This window comes from Lysobacter oculi (assembly GCF_003293695.1).
In the GTDB taxonomy this organism is placed as follows: domain Bacteria; phylum Pseudomonadota; class Gammaproteobacteria; order Xanthomonadales; family Xanthomonadaceae; genus Solilutibacter; species Solilutibacter oculi.
Genome location: NZ_CP029556.1, coordinates 1090447 through 1108983 on the forward strand (window position 1 = coordinate 1090447; position 18537 = coordinate 1108983).

17 protein-coding genes and 1 tRNA gene are annotated in these 18537 nt (G+C 67.9%); 1 reads left to right on the top strand and 17 read right to left on the bottom strand.

All coding sequences use genetic code 11. The annotated features are described in order from the left end of the window. Positions 1-49: 49 nt before the first annotated feature. The 12 genes from DCD74_RS05255 to hisS all read right to left on the bottom strand — a co-directional run bounded on the left by DCD74_RS05255 (position 50) and on the right by hisS (position 12417). Positions 50-1597: a calcineurin-like phosphoesterase C-terminal domain-containing protein gene (locus DCD74_RS05255; protein WP_407072224.1), complete on the bottom strand. Its 1548-nt coding sequence runs from the start codon at positions 1595-1597 to the stop codon at positions 50-52. 31 nt (positions 1598-1628) lie between these two features. Further along, positions 1629-2222, bottom strand: coding sequence for a bifunctional phosphoribosyl-AMP cyclohydrolase/phosphoribosyl-ATP diphosphatase HisIE (gene hisIE, locus DCD74_RS05260; RefSeq protein WP_112926398.1), 594 nt, complete (start codon positions 2220-2222; stop codon positions 1629-1631). Then, on the bottom strand, positions 2219-2992 hold the full coding sequence (gene hisF / locus DCD74_RS05265) for an imidazole glycerol phosphate synthase subunit HisF (RefSeq protein ID WP_112926399.1): 774 nt from the start codon (positions 2990-2992) through the stop codon (positions 2219-2221). Before hisF ends, hisIE begins: the two co-directional genes overlap by 4 nt. Continuing rightward, a complete protein-coding gene (locus DCD74_RS05270; RefSeq protein WP_112927675.1) occupies positions 2986-3720 on the bottom strand; it encodes a 1-(5-phosphoribosyl)-5-[(5-phosphoribosylamino)methylideneamino]imidazole-4-carboxamide isomerase in 735 nt (244 codons plus the stop codon). The genes hisF and DCD74_RS05270 overlap by 7 nt, the downstream gene beginning before the upstream one ends. After that, a complete protein-coding gene (hisH, locus tag DCD74_RS05275) occupies positions 3717-4316 on the bottom strand; it encodes an imidazole glycerol phosphate synthase subunit HisH (protein ID WP_112926400.1) in 600 nt (199 codons plus the stop codon). The genes DCD74_RS05270 and hisH overlap by 4 nt, the downstream gene beginning before the upstream one ends. Beyond that, the gene (gene hisB, locus DCD74_RS05280) at positions 4313-5395 is read right to left on the bottom strand and encodes a bifunctional histidinol-phosphatase/imidazoleglycerol-phosphate dehydratase HisB (protein ID WP_112926401.1); all 1083 of its coding nucleotides are present in this window, start codon (positions 5393-5395) and stop codon (positions 4313-4315) included. The genes hisH and hisB overlap by 4 nt, the downstream gene beginning before the upstream one ends. After that, on the bottom strand, positions 5392-6477 hold the full coding sequence (gene hisC, locus DCD74_RS05285) for a histidinol-phosphate transaminase (protein ID WP_112926402.1): 1086 nt from the start codon (positions 6475-6477) through the stop codon (positions 5392-5394). The genes hisB and hisC overlap by 4 nt, the downstream gene beginning before the upstream one ends. Continuing rightward, complete coding sequence (gene hisD / locus DCD74_RS05290; protein WP_112926403.1) at positions 6474-7775, bottom strand: histidinol dehydrogenase; 1302 nt, start codon at positions 7773-7775, stop codon at positions 6474-6476. Before hisD ends, hisC begins: the two co-directional genes overlap by 4 nt. Then, the gene (hisG, locus tag DCD74_RS05295; RefSeq protein ID WP_112926404.1) at positions 7772-8686 is read right to left on the bottom strand and encodes an ATP phosphoribosyltransferase; all 915 of its coding nucleotides are present in this window, start codon (positions 8684-8686) and stop codon (positions 7772-7774) included. Before hisG ends, hisD begins: the two co-directional genes overlap by 4 nt. 42 nt (positions 8687-8728) lie before the next feature. After that, positions 8729-9046: a YerC/YecD family TrpR-related protein gene (locus DCD74_RS05300; protein ID WP_112926405.1), complete on the bottom strand. Its 318-nt coding sequence runs from the start codon at positions 9044-9046 to the stop codon at positions 8729-8731. Between the two features lie 138 nt (positions 9047-9184). Further along, complete coding sequence (locus tag DCD74_RS05305; protein WP_112926406.1) at positions 9185-11056, bottom strand: HAL/PAL/TAL family ammonia-lyase; 1872 nt, start codon at positions 11054-11056, stop codon at positions 9185-9187. Further along, positions 11053-12417, bottom strand: coding sequence for a histidine--tRNA ligase (gene hisS, locus DCD74_RS05310; RefSeq protein ID WP_112926407.1), 1365 nt, complete (start codon positions 12415-12417; stop codon positions 11053-11055). Before hisS ends, DCD74_RS05305 begins: the two co-directional genes overlap by 4 nt. Positions 12418-12520: 103 nt before the next feature. Between hisS and DCD74_RS05315 the strand changes: the two genes are divergently transcribed. Further along, a tRNA-Pro gene (locus DCD74_RS05315) sits at positions 12521-12597 on the top strand. Positions 12598-12667: 70 nt separating this feature from the next. On the opposite strand, the gene argH is transcribed toward DCD74_RS05315, so the two are convergent. Genes argH through DCD74_RS05340 form a run of 5 tightly spaced genes read right to left on the bottom strand, consistent with a single transcriptional unit; the run spans position 12668 to position 18537 of the window. Continuing rightward, positions 12668-13963 carry an argininosuccinate lyase gene (argH, locus tag DCD74_RS05320; RefSeq protein ID WP_112926408.1) on the bottom strand — a complete coding sequence of 432 codons (1296 nt, stop codon included), beginning with the start codon at positions 13961-13963 and terminating at the stop codon, positions 12668-12670. Next, positions 13960-14910 carry an N-acetyl-gamma-glutamyl-phosphate reductase gene (gene argC / locus DCD74_RS05325; RefSeq protein ID WP_112926409.1) on the bottom strand — a complete coding sequence of 317 codons (951 nt, stop codon included), beginning with the start codon at positions 14908-14910 and terminating at the stop codon, positions 13960-13962. Before argC ends, argH begins: the two co-directional genes overlap by 4 nt. Then, positions 14907-16238 carry an acetylglutamate kinase gene (locus DCD74_RS05330; protein ID WP_112926410.1) on the bottom strand — a complete coding sequence of 444 codons (1332 nt, stop codon included), beginning with the start codon at positions 16236-16238 and terminating at the stop codon, positions 14907-14909. Before DCD74_RS05330 ends, argC begins: the two co-directional genes overlap by 4 nt. Next, the gene (locus DCD74_RS05335; RefSeq protein ID WP_112926411.1) at positions 16235-17326 is read right to left on the bottom strand and encodes an acetylornithine deacetylase; all 1092 of its coding nucleotides are present in this window, start codon (positions 17324-17326) and stop codon (positions 16235-16237) included. Before DCD74_RS05335 ends, DCD74_RS05330 begins: the two co-directional genes overlap by 4 nt. Then, positions 17323-18537, bottom strand: coding sequence for an argininosuccinate synthase (locus DCD74_RS05340; protein WP_112926412.1), 1215 nt, complete (start codon positions 18535-18537; stop codon positions 17323-17325). The genes DCD74_RS05335 and DCD74_RS05340 overlap by 4 nt, the downstream gene beginning before the upstream one ends.

Consider the following 18537-nt stretch of genomic DNA (forward strand, 5'->3'; position numbering starts at 1 on the left):
CTCCGCGCGGATCACGCGAATCGCTTCATCCAACACCTGAGCGCGATGCTCAGGGCGCCGCGTCCTGCAGCGAATACGTGGTCTTCGCGGTGGTTTCGCCCTTCCAGCGGTCGAACGCACGGACTTCGACAACATGATCGCCGACGGCGAGATCGGTCGGCAGCGCTCCGCGCCACAGGTGCGTGGACGGCACGGCTTCCGGCGAACGGTCGTAGCCGCGCAAGGCATCGGCGATATCGTCGCGGGCGTTCTCGGCGAGCAGCGCGGGATCGGGCTGGATGACGCGGCGCATCGGCTTCCACGCGCCGCCATCGACCCGGTATTCGACGCGGGTGTCGTCCATCCCCATCCAGACATTGGCGTAAAGACCCCACGCGGGATAGGCACCGCGCCGCAGCACCTTCGGCGCGTGCAGGCCGATGGCGTCCGCCGCCGGCGCGGCCGGCCGGTAGTCCAGCGCGTAACGGCCATCCGGCTGCACGGTCAGCCATGCGTGGCCGTTGGGCGTGCCGTCGGCCATCGTGGTGTCGGGGATGCCGCGTGCATCCTTCACCCCCGACCAGAACGCGCCGCAGGTGGCGCCGACGTTGTACTCATGCAGCGGCGTCGCGCCGTGCCAGCCACTGTCCGCGCCGTGGAAGACATGGCGTTGCGTGTGCATGTGCGCCGACAGCACCAGCACGTGCGGGAAGCCGGCCAGCAGACCGAACAGCCGTTCGCGGTCGGCATCGCGGAAGGTGTCGCGGTCCGGTGTTTCGAACAGCGGGATGTGCATCGACACCACCAGCAGCCGGTCCTTCGGCAGCATCGGCAGCAGGGTTTCAAGGAAGGCGAACTGGTCCTCGCGGAAACCGCCGATGTAGCGATGCTCGCCCTTGTCGTAGCTCGACACCACGTCGTCCAGCACCACGAAGCTCGCCTGCGGCTCCTGCCAGGCGAAGGTGTCGGCCCCGAAAGCGGCGCGGAAGCTGTGCAGCGCGGAGGCGTCGTCGTGCGCGCCGGAGAGATCGGCATCGTGGTTGCCGGGCACGTACAGCCACGGCACGGCCAGGCGTGCGGCGCTCGCCTTGAGCGCGGGGTACAGCGCGGGATCGTCGTGGGTGATGTCGCCGAGCATCACGCCGAGCGTGGCGTCGTGGTGGCCCACCAGCGGCTCGACGATGTCACGCCCGAAGTAGCCGACATCGACCATCGATTTCGGCTGCGGGTCGCCGAACACCAGCACGCGCAGGTCGCCTTCATCCGCCTTCGCCTCGCGCTTCAGGCCGAGCGGCGCGCATTGCCCGCCCGGCTGGCCGCTTCGCCAGTAATCGGCGCTGCCGTCGGCACGACGATGTACGGAAAAGTCAGCCGGCTTCACCACGAAGACGGGTTGGCCGAGGCGTTCGGGCAAGCGGTAAAGCCCCCGGGCATCGGTGCGGACGATGTCGCGGCCGTTGGACATGGGGATGCCGGCCAGTCCGGGTTCGCCGGCATCGCGCACGCCATCGCCGTCGTGGTCGTCGAAGACCAGGCCCTGGTGGCAGGTCCCGGGCGTCGCGGCCTGCGACATCGAGGGCACGAGGGACAGGGCGAGCAGGAGCAGACAGGGACGCATATCCATGCAGCCATTATGGAACGGACGCCGCTCAGCGGCGGCTGGCCAGCGTGGTCTCCAGGTCGGACAGGCCGAGTCCACGCGCGCGCAACAGGACGATCAGGTGGTAGACCAGGTCGGCGGCTTCGCCCAGCAGCGCGGCATCATCCCGGGCGGCGCCGGCCAGCGCCACTTCCACCCCTTCTTCCCCCACCTTCTGCGCGATCCGCAGCGGGCCCTCGTCCAGCAGGCGGGCGGTATAGCTGCCGGCCGGACGCTCGCGCATGCGGTGGTCGACCACTGCGTCCAGTTCGGCCAACCCGTTGCCGGGCGCGCCTGGGAAACAGCTGTCGCGTCCCAGGTGGCACGTGGGTCCTTGCGGCAGTGCGCTCACCAGCAAGGTGTCGGCATCGCAGTCCACGCTGAGGGATACGCACTGGAGCCGGTGGCCGGAAGTCTCGCCCTTGGTCCACAGCGCGCCGCGGCTGCGGCTGTAGAAAGTCACCCAACCCGATGCCTGCGTCATCGCCAAGGCTTCGCGGTTCATCCAGCCCAGCATCAGCACGCGCAGCGTCCGTGCGTCTTGCACGATGGCCGGCACCAGCCCCGCCTGCTTGTCCCAATCAAGCCGGTCGAATTCGCTCATGCCGGCCTCACGGGAATCCCCTGCAGCGCGAGCATGCGCTTGAGCGAAGGGATGTCGACGATGCCGGCATGGAAGACGCTGGCCGCCAATGCGCCGTCGACGTCGGCGGCCGTGAACACCTCGGCGAAGTGCCGCGCCTCACCCGCCCCGCCCGAGGCCACCAGCGGCACGCCGCAGATGGCACGGACCGCCTTGAGCTGGGGAATGTCGAAGCCGCCACGCACGCCATCGCTGCCCATGCAGTTGAGGACGATCTCGCCTGCGCCGCGCGATTGCGCCTCTTCCACCCAGGACAGCGTGCTGCGGCCGGGTGCATGCATCCGTTCCGGCGCGCCGGTGTGCGTGCGCACGCGCCATTCGCCATCGGCATCGCAGACCGAATCGATGCCGACCACCACGCATTGCCGGCCGAAAGCCCGCGCCAGCCGGTCGATCAGGTCCGGGCACTCCAGCGCCGGCGTGTTGACCGAAATCTTGTCGGCGCCGGCGTTGAGGAGTGCACGCGCCTGATCCACGCCGCGGATCCCCCCGGCGACGCAGAAGGGAATGTCGATGACCCGGGCCACGCGCTCCACCCATGCCACCGGCACGGTGCGCGCCTCGGGGCTGGCGCCGATGTCGTAGAAGACCAGTTCGTCCGCGCCCGCGTCGCGATATCGCGTGGCCAGTTCGACGATATCGCCCATGTCGATGTGATCGCGGAAGCGCACGCCTTTCACCACGCGCCCGTCGCGCACGTCCAGGCAGGGGATGATGCGTCGGCTCAACATGCCAGCGCCTCCCGCAGTCCCATGCGGCCTTCGAGCAGCGCACGCCCCAGCACGATGCCGCCGCAGCCCGCATCGCGCGCGGCGGCGACATCCCCGATATCCCGCGCGCCACCGCTGGCCTGGATGCAGATCGCCGGTGCGGTCTCTCTCAATGCGCGGTACAGAGACAGATTGGGGCCGGCGAGCATGCCGTCGCGCGCGATGTCCGTGCACAGCAGGTGCCGGAGGCCGGCATCCGCAAACCGGGCCGCGAGCTGAGGCAATGTATGCGGCGCCGGGGTGGTCCACCCATGCGCGCTGAGCTGCCACACGCCGTCGTCGGACTGCCGCGTGTCCAGCGCCACTACCAGCCGCCCGGCCCCGAATTGATCGAGCCAGTCCACGACGCGTTCGGGTTCGAGGACCGCCAGCGACCCCACGACCACGCGATCCACCCCGGCGGTCAGCATTGCGCGCACATCATGTTCATTGCGGATGCCGCCGCCGGCCTGTACCCGGAGCGCGGTGTGCGCGCGGATCCTCGCTACCAGGCCGGCCAGTTGCCAGCCACCGGTTCGCGCCGCGTCCAGGTCCACCAGATGCAGCCAGCCTGCACCGGCCTCAGCGTATTGGCGGGCGAGTGTTTCCGGATCGTCCGGATAGGCGGTTTCGCGCGCGTAGTCGCCCTGCGCGAGGCGCACCACGCGGCCGCCGCGCACGTCGATGGCCGGATACACGGTGAAGCTCATGCCGCCCACCTCACGAAGTTGGCCAGCACGCGTGCACCCAGCGACGACGAGCGCTCGGGATGGAACTGGGTGCCACAGATCCGACCTTGATGGACCATGGCGGCGAAGTCGTCGCCATGCGTGCTGGCCGCGACGCATTCCCCGCCTACCTGCACGGCGAAACCATGCACGAAGTAGGCCTGCGCACCCGCCTCCACACCTTCAAGCAGGAACGAGGCGCGCACGGGGTGGATCGCATTCCATCCCATGTGCGGCACCCGCACGCCCGGCCGTTCACGCATCGCGCGCACGCGACCGGGCAGCAGCCCCAGGCAGGTCACGTCGCCTTCTTCGGAGTGTTCGTAGAGCAACTGCATGCCCAGGCAGATGCCGAGCATCGGGGCCGTATGCGCCCTCAGGGCGGCTGGGAGGCCGCGCGCATCGAGCAGCCGCATGGCCTCGGCCGCGGCGCCCACGCCCGGCAGCACGATGCGGTCGGGATCGCCGAGTTCGCCCCCCTCGCGCACCAGGCGGGCTTCGATGCCCAAACGTGCCAATGCATAACGCACCGAACCGAGGTTGGCGCCGCCGGCATCGATCAAGGCAACATCCATCAAAGCGCCCCCTTGGTGCTCGGCAAGCCGTCGCCCTGTCGCTGGATCGCCTGCCCCAGCGCGCGCCCCACCGCCTTGAAACAGGCTTCGATGCGGTGGTGGTCGTTCGCGCCATTGACCGAGAGATGCAGGGTCATGCCGGCGCCTTCGCAGAGCGAGCGGAAGAAGTGCGGCACCAGTTCGGTCGGCAGGCCGCCCACGCGCTCGCGGTCGAACCGGCCTTCGAATTCCAGCCACGGGCGTCCGGAGAAATCCAGCGCGGCGCTCGCGAGCGATTCGTCCATCGGGACCACGAATCCGTACCGCGCCAAGCCCCGCTTGTCCCCAAGCGCCATCCTGAGCGCCTGCCCCAGGGCGAGCGCGCAATCCTCGACGGTGTGGTGTTCGTCCACCTCGAGATCGCCGCTGCAGTCGAGTTGCAGCGCGAAGCCGCCATGCTTGCCGAGCTGGGCGAGCATGTGATCGAGGAAGCCGATGCCCGTCCGTGCCCGCGGCTCGTCCGCGCGGTCGAGGTCGAGGGACACGGTGATGTCGGTTTCACGGGTCTTGCGGGCGATGGCGGCGCGGCGCGGCATGTCGACGAGCGCATGCGCCACGTCCGGCCAGCGCCCGCCTTCCCCGAAGGCCGGCGAACGCAGCCTGAAGCCTCGGATACCCATCCGCTGCGCGAACAACATGTCGCTGTCTCGGTCGCCGACCATGGCCGAACGCGGCCAGTCGATGCCGGGATCCCGCAGGTAATGCAGGACCAGCCCCACATCCGGCTTGCGCGTCGACGCGGGGGCCGAAGCCAGGCTGCGGTCGATCAGCACCTCCCGGAAGCGGATGCCCTGGCTCTCGAACAGCTGCAGCATCATCGCGTGGGGACCATCGAAATCCGCCTGCGGGAACGCAGCGCTCCCCAGTCCGTCCTGGTTGCTGACGATGACGAATTGCCAGCCGGCATCGCGCAGGCGCAGGAGCGCCGGCATCACGCCCTCCACAAGACGCAGCTTGTCGAGGCGATCGACCTGGAGGTCCTCCGGCTCCTCGATCAGGGTGCCGTCGCGATCGACAAAAAGAATCGGCTGAAGCGTGCTCATTGCGCGCCCCCGGCCGTTTTCCCCAGCGCCTTGAGAAGCCGCCGGTTCTGCGCAGGCGTGCCGACGGTGATCCGCAAAGCGTCATCGAGCCCCCGCATGGCCCGCATGTCGCGCACGACGATGCCGGCATCCAGCAGGCGCGCCAACACGGCATCCGCCTCTTCGAAGCGCACCAGAAGATAGTTGCCCTGGGAGGCGTAGACGCGTCGCACGCCGGGCAATGCTTCAAGCGCATGAGCCAGGATCCCGCGCTGCTCACGCGCCTCGCGTACGCGCACGCGCGTCGCGCACAGCGCTTCGGGTCTCAAGGCGCGCAAGGCGATCGCGACGCTGGGCGCGGGCATCGGATACGGCGCCTGCACGCGCCGCAGGAGATCGATGACTTCGGGCTGCGCGATGACCGCACCCACCCGCGCCGCCGCCAGCGCGTGCGCCTTGGAGAGCGTACGCAGTACGACCACGTTGTCATGCGCGGTGATGAGCGAGGCCGCCGAGTCCTGTTCGGCGAACTCGCCGTAGGCCTCGTCGACGACGACCAGGCAACGCCCGGCCAAACGCGCCGCGGATGCCGAGATGGCTTCGACCTCCACCGATTCACCGGTCGGATTGCCGGGATTGCACACGAAAAGCAGCGAGGCCTTGGTCGCGCGCGCGGCTTCCGCCATCGCATCCAGATCCACCGAGAAATCCGCGCCGGAATCACGCAGCGGCACTTCCACCACATCGGCGCCGTGCAGCCGCGCGCATACCGCGTACATGCCGAAGACCGGCGGCGCGATCACGATCCGCCCGCTTCCCGGCGGACAGAACGCGCGCACCAGCAGGTCGATGATCTCGTCGCTGCCACGCCCGACCATGAGTTGCGATGTGTCCACGCCATACAGCGTCGCCAGCCGCGCGACCAGGGCGAATGGCTGGGGTTCCGGGTAGCGGCGGCACGCACCGGCCGGGTCTTCGGAACTGGGGCGCGCCGATTCGTTGGCATTGAGCCAGACCTCGCCCTGGGCGGCGAGGCTGCGCGCCGATGCATAACCGGCAAAGCCACGCAGGTCGTCGCGCAGCAGGCGTTCGGCAGTGCTCATGGCGCGGCGGCTTCCATGCGTAACCGGACCGCATGGGCATGGCCCTGGAGCCCCTCGGCATCGGCCAGTGTCATCGCGCATGGGCCGATCGTCCACAGGCCTTCGCGATCCGCGGTCTGTACCGTCATCGATTTCATGAAGCTGGACACCGACAGTCCACTCCATGCGCGCGCCGCGCCGGCCGTGGGCAGGACATGGTTGCTGCCCGAGCAATAGTCGCCGAGGGATTCAGGCGTCCAGTCGCCCATGAAGACCGTGCCGGCACTCGTGACCGCATCGATCCATCGCGCGGGTTCGCGCAACGCGAGGATGAGGTGCTCGGGCGCGTATCGGTTGCTGATGGCGATGGCCTGCGCGATGTCCTGCACCTGCACCAGGCGTGATGCCTCGAGCGCCTGCCGGGCAATATCGCGCCGCGGCAATCGCGCGAGTTGCGCGTCGATGCGATCGGCCACGCGATCAATGAGCCGCGGGGAATCCGACAGCAGGAAGACCTGGGAGTCCGGCCCATGCTCGGCCTGAGACAGCAGGTCGGCGGCGACGAAGGCCGGATCCGCGCCCGCATCCGCGATCACCAGCACTTCTGACGGGCCGGCGGGCATGTCGATGGCGGGCCCTTCCCCACGCTGGCTGGCCTGTCTCTTCGCCTCATCGACATAGGCATTTCCAGGTCCGAACAATTTGTCGCAGCGCGGGACGCTGTCCGTACCGAAGGCCATCGCGGCGATCGCCTGCGCGCCTCCCAGCTTGAAGACGCGGCAGCCGGGCGCCCTGCGCGCCGCGAAGAGCACGGCCGGGTCAACGCTGCCGTCGGCCCGGGGGGGCGAGCACAGCACGATCTCCAGGCAGCCCGCCAGCCGCGCGGGTATCGCCAGCATCAGCGCTGTCGAAGGCAACGGCGCGCTGCCCGCCGGCACGTACAGGCCCACGGTGTCGATCGGTCGCAACACGCGTTCGCAGCGCATTCCCGGTGCGGTCTCCACGGCATACGCGCGGGGCATGCCAGCCAAGTGGAAGGCTTCGATACGGGATGCGGCGTCTTCGATGGCGCACTTGAGCGCTGCCGGCAGGCTGCGTTCAGCCAGCTCGAACTCAACCTCATCCACTTCCAAGCCATCGAGCTGCACGCCGTCGTAGTGACGGGTCAGCACGCGCAGGGCGGTATCGCCCCGCAACGCCACGTCTTCCAGCACGGCCTGAACCGCGCCGCGCACCTGTACCGACAGGCTGCTCGTGGGACGCCGCAGAAGCTGGTCGCGTTCGGTGCCGGTGAGCGCATTCCATTCCACGCGCTTCATGCCAGCATCCTTTCGATCGGAAGCACCATGAGTCCGCAGGCACCTGCACGCTTGAGCTCCTCCATGCGCTGCCAGGTGACCGCGCTATGGCACAGCGCCTGCAAGGCCATGGTTTCGCCATCCTCCATGGCGAAGCGCGTGGGCGGCTCGGCATCGGGCAACAGCCGCACCAGCGCATCCACGTCATCGCGCTTGGCATGGAACATCAGCAGCTTGCTGTCGCGGATCCGGACCACGCCATCGAGCCGGCGCAGGAGCTGTTCAGCCAAGGTGGCTAGCACGGGCTCGAGCGGCCGCGTGGGTCCGGCAAGCACCGCTTCGCTTTCTAGCAAGTCGACCACCGGCACCAACTGGTTGGCGGCCAACGTGGCGCCGCTCGAGACCAGGTCGCAGATTGCATCGGCCTGTCCCAAGCGGGGCGCAATTTCCACCGATCCCGACAGCACCACGATATCGGCCTTGACGTCGCGCGCCTGCAACCATGACTTCAGCAGCGCCGGGTAACTGGTGGCGATGCGTCGGCCTTCGAGTTGCCGGGGTTCTTCCCATATCCAGTCCTGGGGCACTGCCAACGACAGCCGGCAGCTCCCGAAGCCGAGCGCGCGCCATTCCCCGAATGCGGAAGGCAGTTGTTTCGATACGCGTTCGGACGCCTGTTCGAGCAGCACGTTGCGCCCCACCACACCCAGGTCGCACAGCCCATCGGCGATCAGACCGGGAATATCATCATCGCGCACCAACAACAGGTCGATGGGCGCGGATTCTCCGTAGCAGAACAACCTGTCGGGACTTTCACGCCAGGACAGGCCGCAGCCGCCGAGCAGCGCGCGTGCGGGGCCGGACAGGCGGCCGTTCTTCTGGATGGCGATGCGCAGACGATCGCGCGGGCCTTGCGAGGGAGGAGGTGTCATAGGAATTGATTCGATGCATGGCAGTCGGGGCGCGGGGAAAGATCAGGCCCCTGGATGTCGCAACTTCCGCGCGGCGCGCCGATAGCCGCCACTGCCGCGCTCCACCGTGCGCGCAACGCGCCCGACCGTGGTGACGCTCACCGAAGTTTCCTCGTGGATATCGCGGTAAGGCACCCCGCGCAGGAGCAACGGCACGACCTTCCAGCGGTCGCTCATGGCTTCCAGCTCGGCCGGGGTGCACAGATCCTCCAGAAAGGCGCGGACGTCTTCCGCATCCCTGAGCGCTGCCAGTGCGGATGACAACGCGTCCAGGTCCGCGCTGGCCTGCGGGCGGGGAACGGGTTGAGGACGCTGCTTCATGGTCGATAATGTATTAATGCGCTATTACATTAACGCACGCACCACGAAGTCTGTCAACCCGGCCCGAGCCGGCAGGCGCCACGAACAAAAAACGCCGGGGTGTCCCCGGCGTTTCCATGGCTCACGGAGAGAGGGCGCCTATCCGCATATGGCCGCAAGCACGGCACCCGACTCGACCATGCGCACCGCCGCGGACACGTCGCCGTCCAATGCGCGATCCCGCTTCAGGAACGCCACGTGCCTGCGCACTTCCGCATGCGCCGCCGCGACCGCGCGCCCAGGGTGGAACGCCTCGGAAGCCGCCAGCTCGCGGCGCAAGGCATCGACCTCGGCCAGGAAGCCGGCCCGGTTCGGCGCCTCCCTGGCGGGCCCGCCCCGCACTTTCTCGGCAAAGACATCGGCATCCGCGTGGCGGGCCAGGTCGCGCGCGGCATTGATCATGTCGCGGCGGAAATCGAGCGCCTGGGCGGCGGTCATCAGCTCCAGGCCCAGCACCTTGGCCAGGTCGTCGGTCATCGCCAGCACGTGGCGTGCCTCGTTCGCGCCCATCGAGACATGGTCCTCGGCATTGGCGCTGGTCGGGATGGAGTACACCGACGCCGGCATCGCACGTGAAGCGAGATCGTTGACGATCGCCGCGGCGGTGTACTGCACGATCATGTAGCCGGACTCGGTGCCGTCCTCGTTGCCGATCAGGAACGCCGGCAACCCGTCGCTGGTCGCGGGATCGACCAGCTTGTTGAGGCGGCGCTCGCTGATCGAGGCCAGCACCGGGATGGCCGCCTTGACGTAGCTCATCGCCAGCGCCAGCGGCATGCCGTGGAAATGGCCCGCGGAAATGACCTGTTCCTCGACGTGGCGGGACTGCGCATCCGGGAACACCAACGGGTTGTCGGTGACCGCGTTGAGCTCGATGTCCAGCACGCGCGCGGCCTGCGCCACCGCGTCGCGCACCGCGCCATGCACCTGCGGGATGCAACGCAGCGAATAGCTGTCCTGCGGCTGGTGTTTCTTGCCGCCGCGGAACGGCTTGAAACGCGTGTAGAACTTCTCGCGGCCATGGCGCTGTGAATCCGGCACCCAGTCCCAGCCGATGTCGAAGGTCAGCGCACTGCCCGCATCCGAATCCCAGCTCTGCGGCAACCATTGGCGGAAACGGGGCACCAGGTGATACGGGATATCCGCAAGCGTGGACCCGCCGAGCAGTCGACGGAGGTTGTCCGCGACCTTCACCTGCCCCGGATGCGGACGCAGCGCATGCACTTCCGGCGCGAACGCGCCGAGCCGGCCGGCGAAGGCATCGATGGTCATCGCGGCGGCGATGTCGGCGGTATCCAACAGCGCTTCCAGCCGGTGTAGCGCCAGCACGCCGGTCGCCAGCATCTGTGCGGTGCCGTTGTTGAGCGCCAGGCCTTCCTTGTAGCTCAGCGTCACCGGCGCGAGACCGGCACGCCGCAGCGCATCGCCGCCCTTCATACGCTGGCCTTCGAAGAAAGCCTCGCCACCGCCCAGCAGCACGATGGCCAGATGCGACAGCGGCGCCAGGTCACCTGAGGCACCCACCGACCCCAGCTGCGGCACCACCGGCACGATGCCGGCATTCAACATCGCAGCCATCGCCTCGAGCGTCTGCACGCGGATGCCGGAATGCCCGCGCAGCAGCGTGTTGATGCGGATCCCCATCATCGCGCGCACCACATCGGCGGCGAACGGCTCGCCCACGCAGACGGCATGGGTGGTGATGAGGTTGCGCTGCAGTTCCGCGTGCAGCGATTCGTCGCCGTCACCGCGCAGGCGGCGCGCGCCCAGCAGCTTGTCGGCGTTGCTGCCGAAGCCGGTGGAGACGCCGTAGATCGGCTCCTCGCGCGCGACCTGCTCGGCGAGGAAGTCGGCGGCGCGGGCGACGCGCTGTAGCGCACCGGCATCCAGCGTCACCTTCGCGCCGTTGGCGATCCGCACCAGCCCGGCGCGGTCGAGTGAATGGCCATCGAGATGGATCGCGTCGCTCATGCCTGCCGCTCCTTCATGCGTGCGGCCAGCCAGTCGGCGGCCGTGTCCATTGCCACGGTGTCCTGCTCGCCGTTCGACAGGTCCTTCAGCGTGACCGTGCCGCCGGTGCGCTCGCCTTCGCCGCGCAACGCAACGAAGCGGATGCCGGCGCGGTCGGCGTACTGGAACTGCTTGGCGATCTTCTTCGCCTCCATCTGCGTTTCGACGCGCAGGCCGGCGACGCGCAGCCCCTGCGACAACGCCAGCGCATCATCGAAACCGGCTTCGTCCAGCAGGCCCACCAGCACGTCCACCGAGCTCGCATCGACACCTACGATGCCGGCTTCGCGCAACTGCCAGAACAGCCGGGTCAGGCCGATGGAGATGCCGACGCCCGGCAGTTTCGACTTGGTGTAATGCGATGCGAGGTCGTCATAGCGACCACCGGAACAGATCGAACCGATCTGCGGATACGCATCCAGCGTGGTCTCGTAGACGATGCCGGTGTAGTAATCCAGCCCGCGCGCGATGGAGAGGTTGATCGCATAGCGCGATTCGGTGATGCCCATCGCCTTCAGCTGCTGCAGCGTGGCGACCAGCGCATCGCGGCCTTCGTTGAACAGCGCGGTGCCCTCGCCCAGTGCGGCGAGTCTGGCCAGCGCATCGTCATGGCCTTCCGAACGCACGCGCGAGAACGCCAGCAGGCGCTCGGCGACCTCCGCCGCAAGGCCGAAGCCCTCGCCGACCAGCGTCGCGCGCACCGCGTCTTCGCCGCGCTTGTCGAGCTTGTCGAGTTCGCGCAGGACCAGGTCCTGCTGCATGCCTTCGATGCCGAGGCCTTCGAAGAACCCGCGCAGCAGCTTGCGATGGTTGAACTGGATGGTGAAGTCGCCGATGGCGAGCTTTTCGAACACCGCGTGGATCACCGCCGGAATCTCGGCGTCGTAACGCGGGTTGAGCGCGTCCTTGCCGATCACGTCGATGTCGCACTGGTAGAACTCGCGGAAACGGCCACGCTGGGCGCGCTCACCGCGGTACACGCGCTGGATCTGGTAGCGGCGGAACGGGAACGCCAGGTCGTGCTCGTGCTCGGCCACGTAGCGGGCCAGCGGCACGGTCAGGTCGAAGCGCAGGGCGAGCTCCGGCAGGCCATCACCGGCCTTCTCCAGTGCACCGGTGGACTGCGCGAAATAGACCTGGCGCTCGGTTTCGCCGCCGGTCTTGGTCAGCAGGACGTCGGACAGCTCGAAGACCGGCGTCTCGACCGGCAGGAAACCGAACGATTCATAGGTCTGCCGGATGGTGTCGAGCATGCGCTGGAAGGCGATCTGCTCGCGCGGCAGCAGTTCCATGACGCCGGGCGGGGTACGGGGCTTGATCAAGGTGGCCTCGGGAAAACGGTCAGGCAAGCCAGACATTCTATCCGTCGCTCCTGCCCCCTTGCCTCCGGGCCATCGGGTTCCGTACAATGCCCGACTCGGAATTCGGGGTGTAGCTCAGTCTGGTAGAGCGCTACGTTCGGGACGTAGAGGTCGTAGGTTCGAATCCTGTCTCCCCGACCATTCCGCAAACAACCGGCCACTGGCCGGTTTTTTGTTGCCCGTATTCCGGGGGATGCGGCTTCGGGGCCGATCAGGGCTGGCCGAGCGCCGCCAGCCGCGCCTTCAGCACCTCATTCAAGGCCGCGCCTGAAGCGCCCGGCGAGACACGCGCCGCGAGGCTCGCGGCCGGATCGCCTTCGGCCCAGCGCGCGGGATCGGCGGCCTCGCGGTAGGCGTCGCGGAACGGCATGCCCTGCCGCGCCAGGTCCACAGCGAGATCGGTGGCATACATCGACGGGTCGAGTGCGGCACGCATCCGCTCCGGCTTCCATTCCAGCGCCTGCATCAGCGAGGGCAGCAGGCGCAGCGCACCGAGCCCGCGGCTGAAACCGTGCACCAATCCGCCCTTGCCGAACTGCAGATCGCGGTGATAGCCGGACGGCAGCGACATCAACTGTTCGATCTCGGTGCGCGCCGCCGCCACGCTGGCATAGGCCGCACGCATCAGTTCGATGACGTCGGGGTTGCGCTTGTTCGGCATGATCGAGCTGCCGGTGGTGAACTGCGCTGGCAACCGCACGAAATCGAACTCGGCGGTCGTGAACAGGCTCAGGTCCCAGGCGATGCGGCGCAGGTCCAGCATCGCGCTGCCGAGCGTTTCCAGCGCCGCCATTTCGAACTTGCCGCGCGAAAGCTGCGCGTACAGCGGCGACACCTGCATCCGCCCGAACGCGAGTGCCTGCGTGGTGTGCGTGCGTTCCAGCGGCAGGTTGACGCCGTAACCCGCCGCCGTGCCGAGTGGATTGGCATCGACCCAGTCACGCGTCTGCAAGGCACGTTCCGCGTTGTCGATGAAGGCTTCGGCCCAGCCCGTCCACCACATGCCCGCGCTCGACACCACCGCGCGTTGCAGGTGCGTATAGCCCGGCATGGCGATGTCGGCTTCGGTTTCGGCGCGCTCCAGCGCGATGGCCGCGACTTCGCGGCACACCACGGCGACTTCACCCAACTTCGCTTTCAGCCACAGGCGCGTCGCCACCAGCACCTGGTCGTTGCGGCTGCGGCCGGTGTGGATCTTCTTGCCGATGTCGCCGAGGCGCTCGGTCAGGCGGTGCTCGATGGCCGAATGCATGTCTTCGAAGCGCGCGTCCAGCACGAACCCGCCACGTTCGATGTCTGCGGCGAGATCGGCAAGTTCGGCCGACAACACATCCAGCTCCTGCTGCGTGAGGATGCCGATGCGCTGCAGCCCTTCCGCGTGCGCGCGGCTGGCCTGGATGTCGTGGAGGATGAATTCGCGGTCGAGGATGACATCGTCGCCGGCCAGGAAGCGCTGGATGTCCGCATCCACCGCCACGCCCGCCTTCTGCCACAGCAGGTTGCTCATGCCGCCGCCTCCATCGGGATGCCCTCGACTTCGTCGAAGCCGAACGCGAGGTTGAGGTTCTGCATCGCCTGCGTGGCCGCGCCCTTCAGCAGGTTGTCGAGCACGCTGACCACCACCAGCCGCGTGCCGCCATCGGCCAGCGTGAAACCGCCGACTTCGGCGTGCTGGCGCCGGGCGATGCGCGACGTCCACGGCGAATCGTCGCGCACCTGCACCAGCGGCTCGCCGGCATAGAAATCGCGATAGGCGGCGATCACCGCATCGCGCGCCACCGGTTCGCGCAGGTGCAGGTTGGCGGTGATGGAGAGCCCGCGGAAATGCGGCGCGACGTGCGGCATGAACTCCACCGGGGCGCAATGACGCGCGACTTCGCGCTCGTGCAGGTGATCGGCCAACGCGTAGGGCATCAGGTTGTCGCGCAGCAACTCGGGATTGTTCTTGTCGCTGGGCGTGGTGCCCGCGCCCGAATAGCCGGATACGCCGAAACACTGCACCGGCCCGGCCAGGTTCCCGCGCATCGGCGCGATGGCGAACTGCATCGCGCTGGCATAACAGCCGGGATTGCTGATGCGGCGCTGCCCGGCATAGGCCTCACGGGTGAGTTCCGGCAGGCCGTAGAACCAGCCGTCGTCGAAGCGGTAGTCGGCGGACAGATCGACGATCACCGGCGCATCGCCGCGCATGTCGATGTTGGCGACGCAGGCAGCCGCCTTGCCGTTCGGCAAGGCCAGTACGTAGGCATCCACCGTTTCTTCGGCCAATTGCTCATGGGCGATGTTGCGGTAACGGAGTTCGCCCTCGAACCCGGCGACGTGGTCGGACACGCGTTCGCCATCGCGCTCACGCGAGGACACGAAGCCGAGTGCCATCTGCGTGTGCGCGTCGATGAGCCGGATCAGTTCCTCGCCGACATGGCCACGCGCGCCGACCAGCCCGATCCGCTTCATGCCGCGTCCTCCAGCGATGCGGGACGCGCCAACGCGTCTTCCACGCAGGCGCGGATCGCATCGAAATCCTCCATGCCGTACCAGTACGCCTTCCACGGCGTGCGCCGGTAACTGCCATCGGCCTCGGCATCGTAGAAGGCATTGACCGGGTTGTAGCGGCGCGAACGCCAATACAGCACCGGCGTTTCCGCCCGCATCATCTCCCACACCGCGCGGCCCAGGCCCTCGCCCTGCGCGTCATCGAGCACGGCGAACTTGTCGAGGTAAGGCTGCGGGCCGTCGCCAGTCAGGATCACCGCGGCGCGATAGTTCTCGCTGACGTAGGCGCGCAGCAGCGGCGTCTTGTCGAAGTAGTCCGGCAGCAGGCGGCGGCCGAAGGCGGATTCGATCAACGCGCGCAGCTTCGGCAGGTCCAGCTGGTCCCAGCTTTCCACGCGCAGCACGCGCTCGCCGCGCCGCACCAATGTGCCGGAGCCCTTGTGGGTGAACAGTTCCTTCGCCAGTTCGCCGGGCCGCGTGATCGACGCCGACGACGACAACGGCACGCTGTCCAGCAAGGCCTTGATCTGCTCCAGCTTCACCCGCATGCCGCCGTTGACCCAGGGCGCGGCCAGCAGGCGCTCGTAGTCGGTGGAGAGGTTGATGGAATCGATGACTTTGCCACGCTCGTCCAGCAGGCCGCCGGTGCCGGTCAGGAAGACGATCTTGTCCGGCTGCAGCTCGCGCACCAACGCATTCGCCGCGTAGTCCGCGTTGATGTTGACGATCTGCCCGCCGGCGGTTTCACCGAGGCTGGCGATCACCGGAATCGAACCGGCCTGCAGGCTGGCGCGGATCGGTGCGAGTTCGACACGCGCCACTTCGCCGACGAGCCCGTAGGTTTCCGCATCCATCTGCGTCGATTCGAACACGCCGGAGACAATCGACGTCGCACGCGCATCGCTGGCCTGCAGCGCTTCGACCAGCGCCAGGTTCTGCGCCTGCATCACCCGCCGCACGATGGCGAGCGTGTCCGCGCGCGTCACCCGCAGGCCGTTGACGGTCTGCTTGTCGATGCCGGCTTCGGCCAACGCTTCGTCCAGCTGCGGGCCCGCGCCGTGGATGACGATCGGCGTCAGGCCCACGTCCTGCAGGAACGCGAGCGAGGACACCAGCGCATCGAGGTCGTCACGCAGCACCGCGCCGCCCACTTTCACCACGGCGAAGCGCGCGGCCTCCAGCTGCGAATAGCGCTTGAGGTACTGGCTGATCTCCTTCGCGCCGGCCATGCTCGAGAGCAGGCGGACGATGGTCTGGCGGGTCTGCGGATCGTGGACTTGCAGGTTCATTGCGATGAAGTCGTAAGGATGCGTTGGATGGAGGCGGCGTAGCGTTCGAGTTGTTCGAGCGCCACCCATTCGTCGTCGGTGTGCGCCTGGGCGATGTCGCCGGGGCCATAGACGATGGCGTTCATGCCGGCGGCGGAAAACAGCGAGGCTTCGGTCCAGAAATCGACCGCGTTGCCGATGGGCAGCTGCAGCGATTCGGCCAGCGCCTGCGCATCGCGGCGGCGGTTTTCGGCCTCGGCAGCCTCGCCTGCGGGCAGCGACGGGCCACGGAAGGTTTCCTCGTAATCCGCCTCACCTGCGGCGAAGTCGCGGAACTGCGCGTGCAACGCGTCCATGGATTGCGAAGGCAGCGGGCGGAAGCCGAAGCGCACCTCGGCGCGCGGCGCGATGACGTTCGCCTTGATGCCGCCTTCCATCCGCCCGATGTTGAAGCGCAGCCCCTGCAACCCACCGAAGGCCTGCGCTGCATGCGCTTCCACATGATCGAGCGCGCGCACGCCCCAGCGCATCGCGCGATGCAATGCGCTCGCCTGCAGCGCCTGTGCGCCGGAGGCATGGCCGGCGTCGCCATGGAATTCCATCCGCACCGCCGAGATGCCGCGATGCGCGAGCACCGCCTCGCAGCGGGTCGGCTCGGCGACGATCACATCGCGGAAACCGTGGTCGCGCTGCAGGAAGGCGTGGATGCAGCGCGGGTCGTTGGCTTCCTCGTCGCTGGTGAACAGCAACGCCATGTCGCCGGGCGTCGATTGCGCCACCGCGACCAATGCAGCCGCCGCGCCCTTGATGTCGCAGGCGCCGAGGCCGATGACGCCGTCGCCTTCGATGCGCAACGTGTGCGGATCGGCGGTCCATGCGGGCGAATCCGGCACGGTGTCCATGTGCACGTTGAACAGCAGGCGCGGCTGCCCGCGCACGGCGAACAGCGACACCGCGCCGGCGCCGTGGTCGGTGACTTCGACATCGAAACCGCTGAGCTGTGCACGCAGGTAAGCGAAGATCCCGCCCTCAGCGGCGATCTCGCGCGGCGGGTTGCGGGTGTCGAACGACACCAGCGTCGCCAGATGCTGGAGCACGGCCTCGATCACGGGCGCTCGCCGTTCACTTCCGCCCACAAGGTGCTGCTCATGCCGAACAGCTTGATGAAACCCTCGGCTTCCGCCACGCCCCAGTCGGCGGACTGCGCGTAGGTCGCGCCCTTGGCGTTGAGGATGTGCGGCGATGCCACCGCCACCGCATCCACGCGCGCGCCGGAAGTTTCCAGCACCACTTCGCCATTGACCATGCGCTGGCTGGATTTCAGCAGGGCTTCCAGGTCGGTCTTGAGCGGGTCGTGATAGAAGCCTTCGTAGACCAGTTCCACCCACTTGCGCGCGACCTCGGGCTTGAAGCGGTTCTGCTGCTTGCTGAGCACGGCTTCCTCCAACGCTCGATGGGCCGTGAGCAACGCGGTCAGGCCCGGCGCCTCATAGACGATGCGGCCCTTCAAGCCGATGGTGGTGTCGCCGGTGTACATGCCGCGACCGACGCCGTATTCGGCAAACAGTACGTTGAGTTTCGCCAGCAGCGCCGCGCCTTCCATAGGCTCGCCGTCAAGCGACACCGCCTCGCCTTCGATGAACTTCAGCGTGACCCGCAGCGCTTCCGCCGGCCATTCGGCGCGCGGCTTGCACCAACCACGCGCTTCCGCACCCGGCGCCTGCCAGTGGTCGATCTCGCCGCCGGACAGCGTCACGCCCAGCAGGTTTTCGTTGATCGTGTACTGCTGCTGCTTGGCGCGCACACCGAAGCCGCGTTCTTCCAGATACGCCTGCTCGTAGGCGCGGGTCTGGGTGTGTTCCTTCTGGATTTCGCGGATCGGCGCAACGATGCGGTAGTCGCCGCTCGCCTTCACCGCCAGGTCGAAACGCACCTGGTCGTTGCCCATGCCGGTGCAGCCGTGGGCGATGGCATTGGTGCCGAGCGCATGCGCGCGGGCCAGGGCCGCATCGACGATGAGATAGCGGTCGGAGACCAACAGCGGATACTGGCCCTGGTAGCCCTCGCCCGCCCATACGAAGGGTTTGACGAAGCCTTCCCAGATCGCCGGGCCGCCATCGACGGTGACGTGCGAGGCGACGCCCAGTTCCGCCGCGCGGTGCTCGATGAAGGCGCGTTCCTCGGCATCCACGCCCCCCGTATCCGCGAACACGGTATGCACGTTCCAGCCCTGTTCCTGCAGGTAGGGCACGCAGAAACTGGTGTCCAGCCCACCGGAAAAGGCGAGCACGATGTCGCGGCTGTTGTTCTTGTCGGTCAT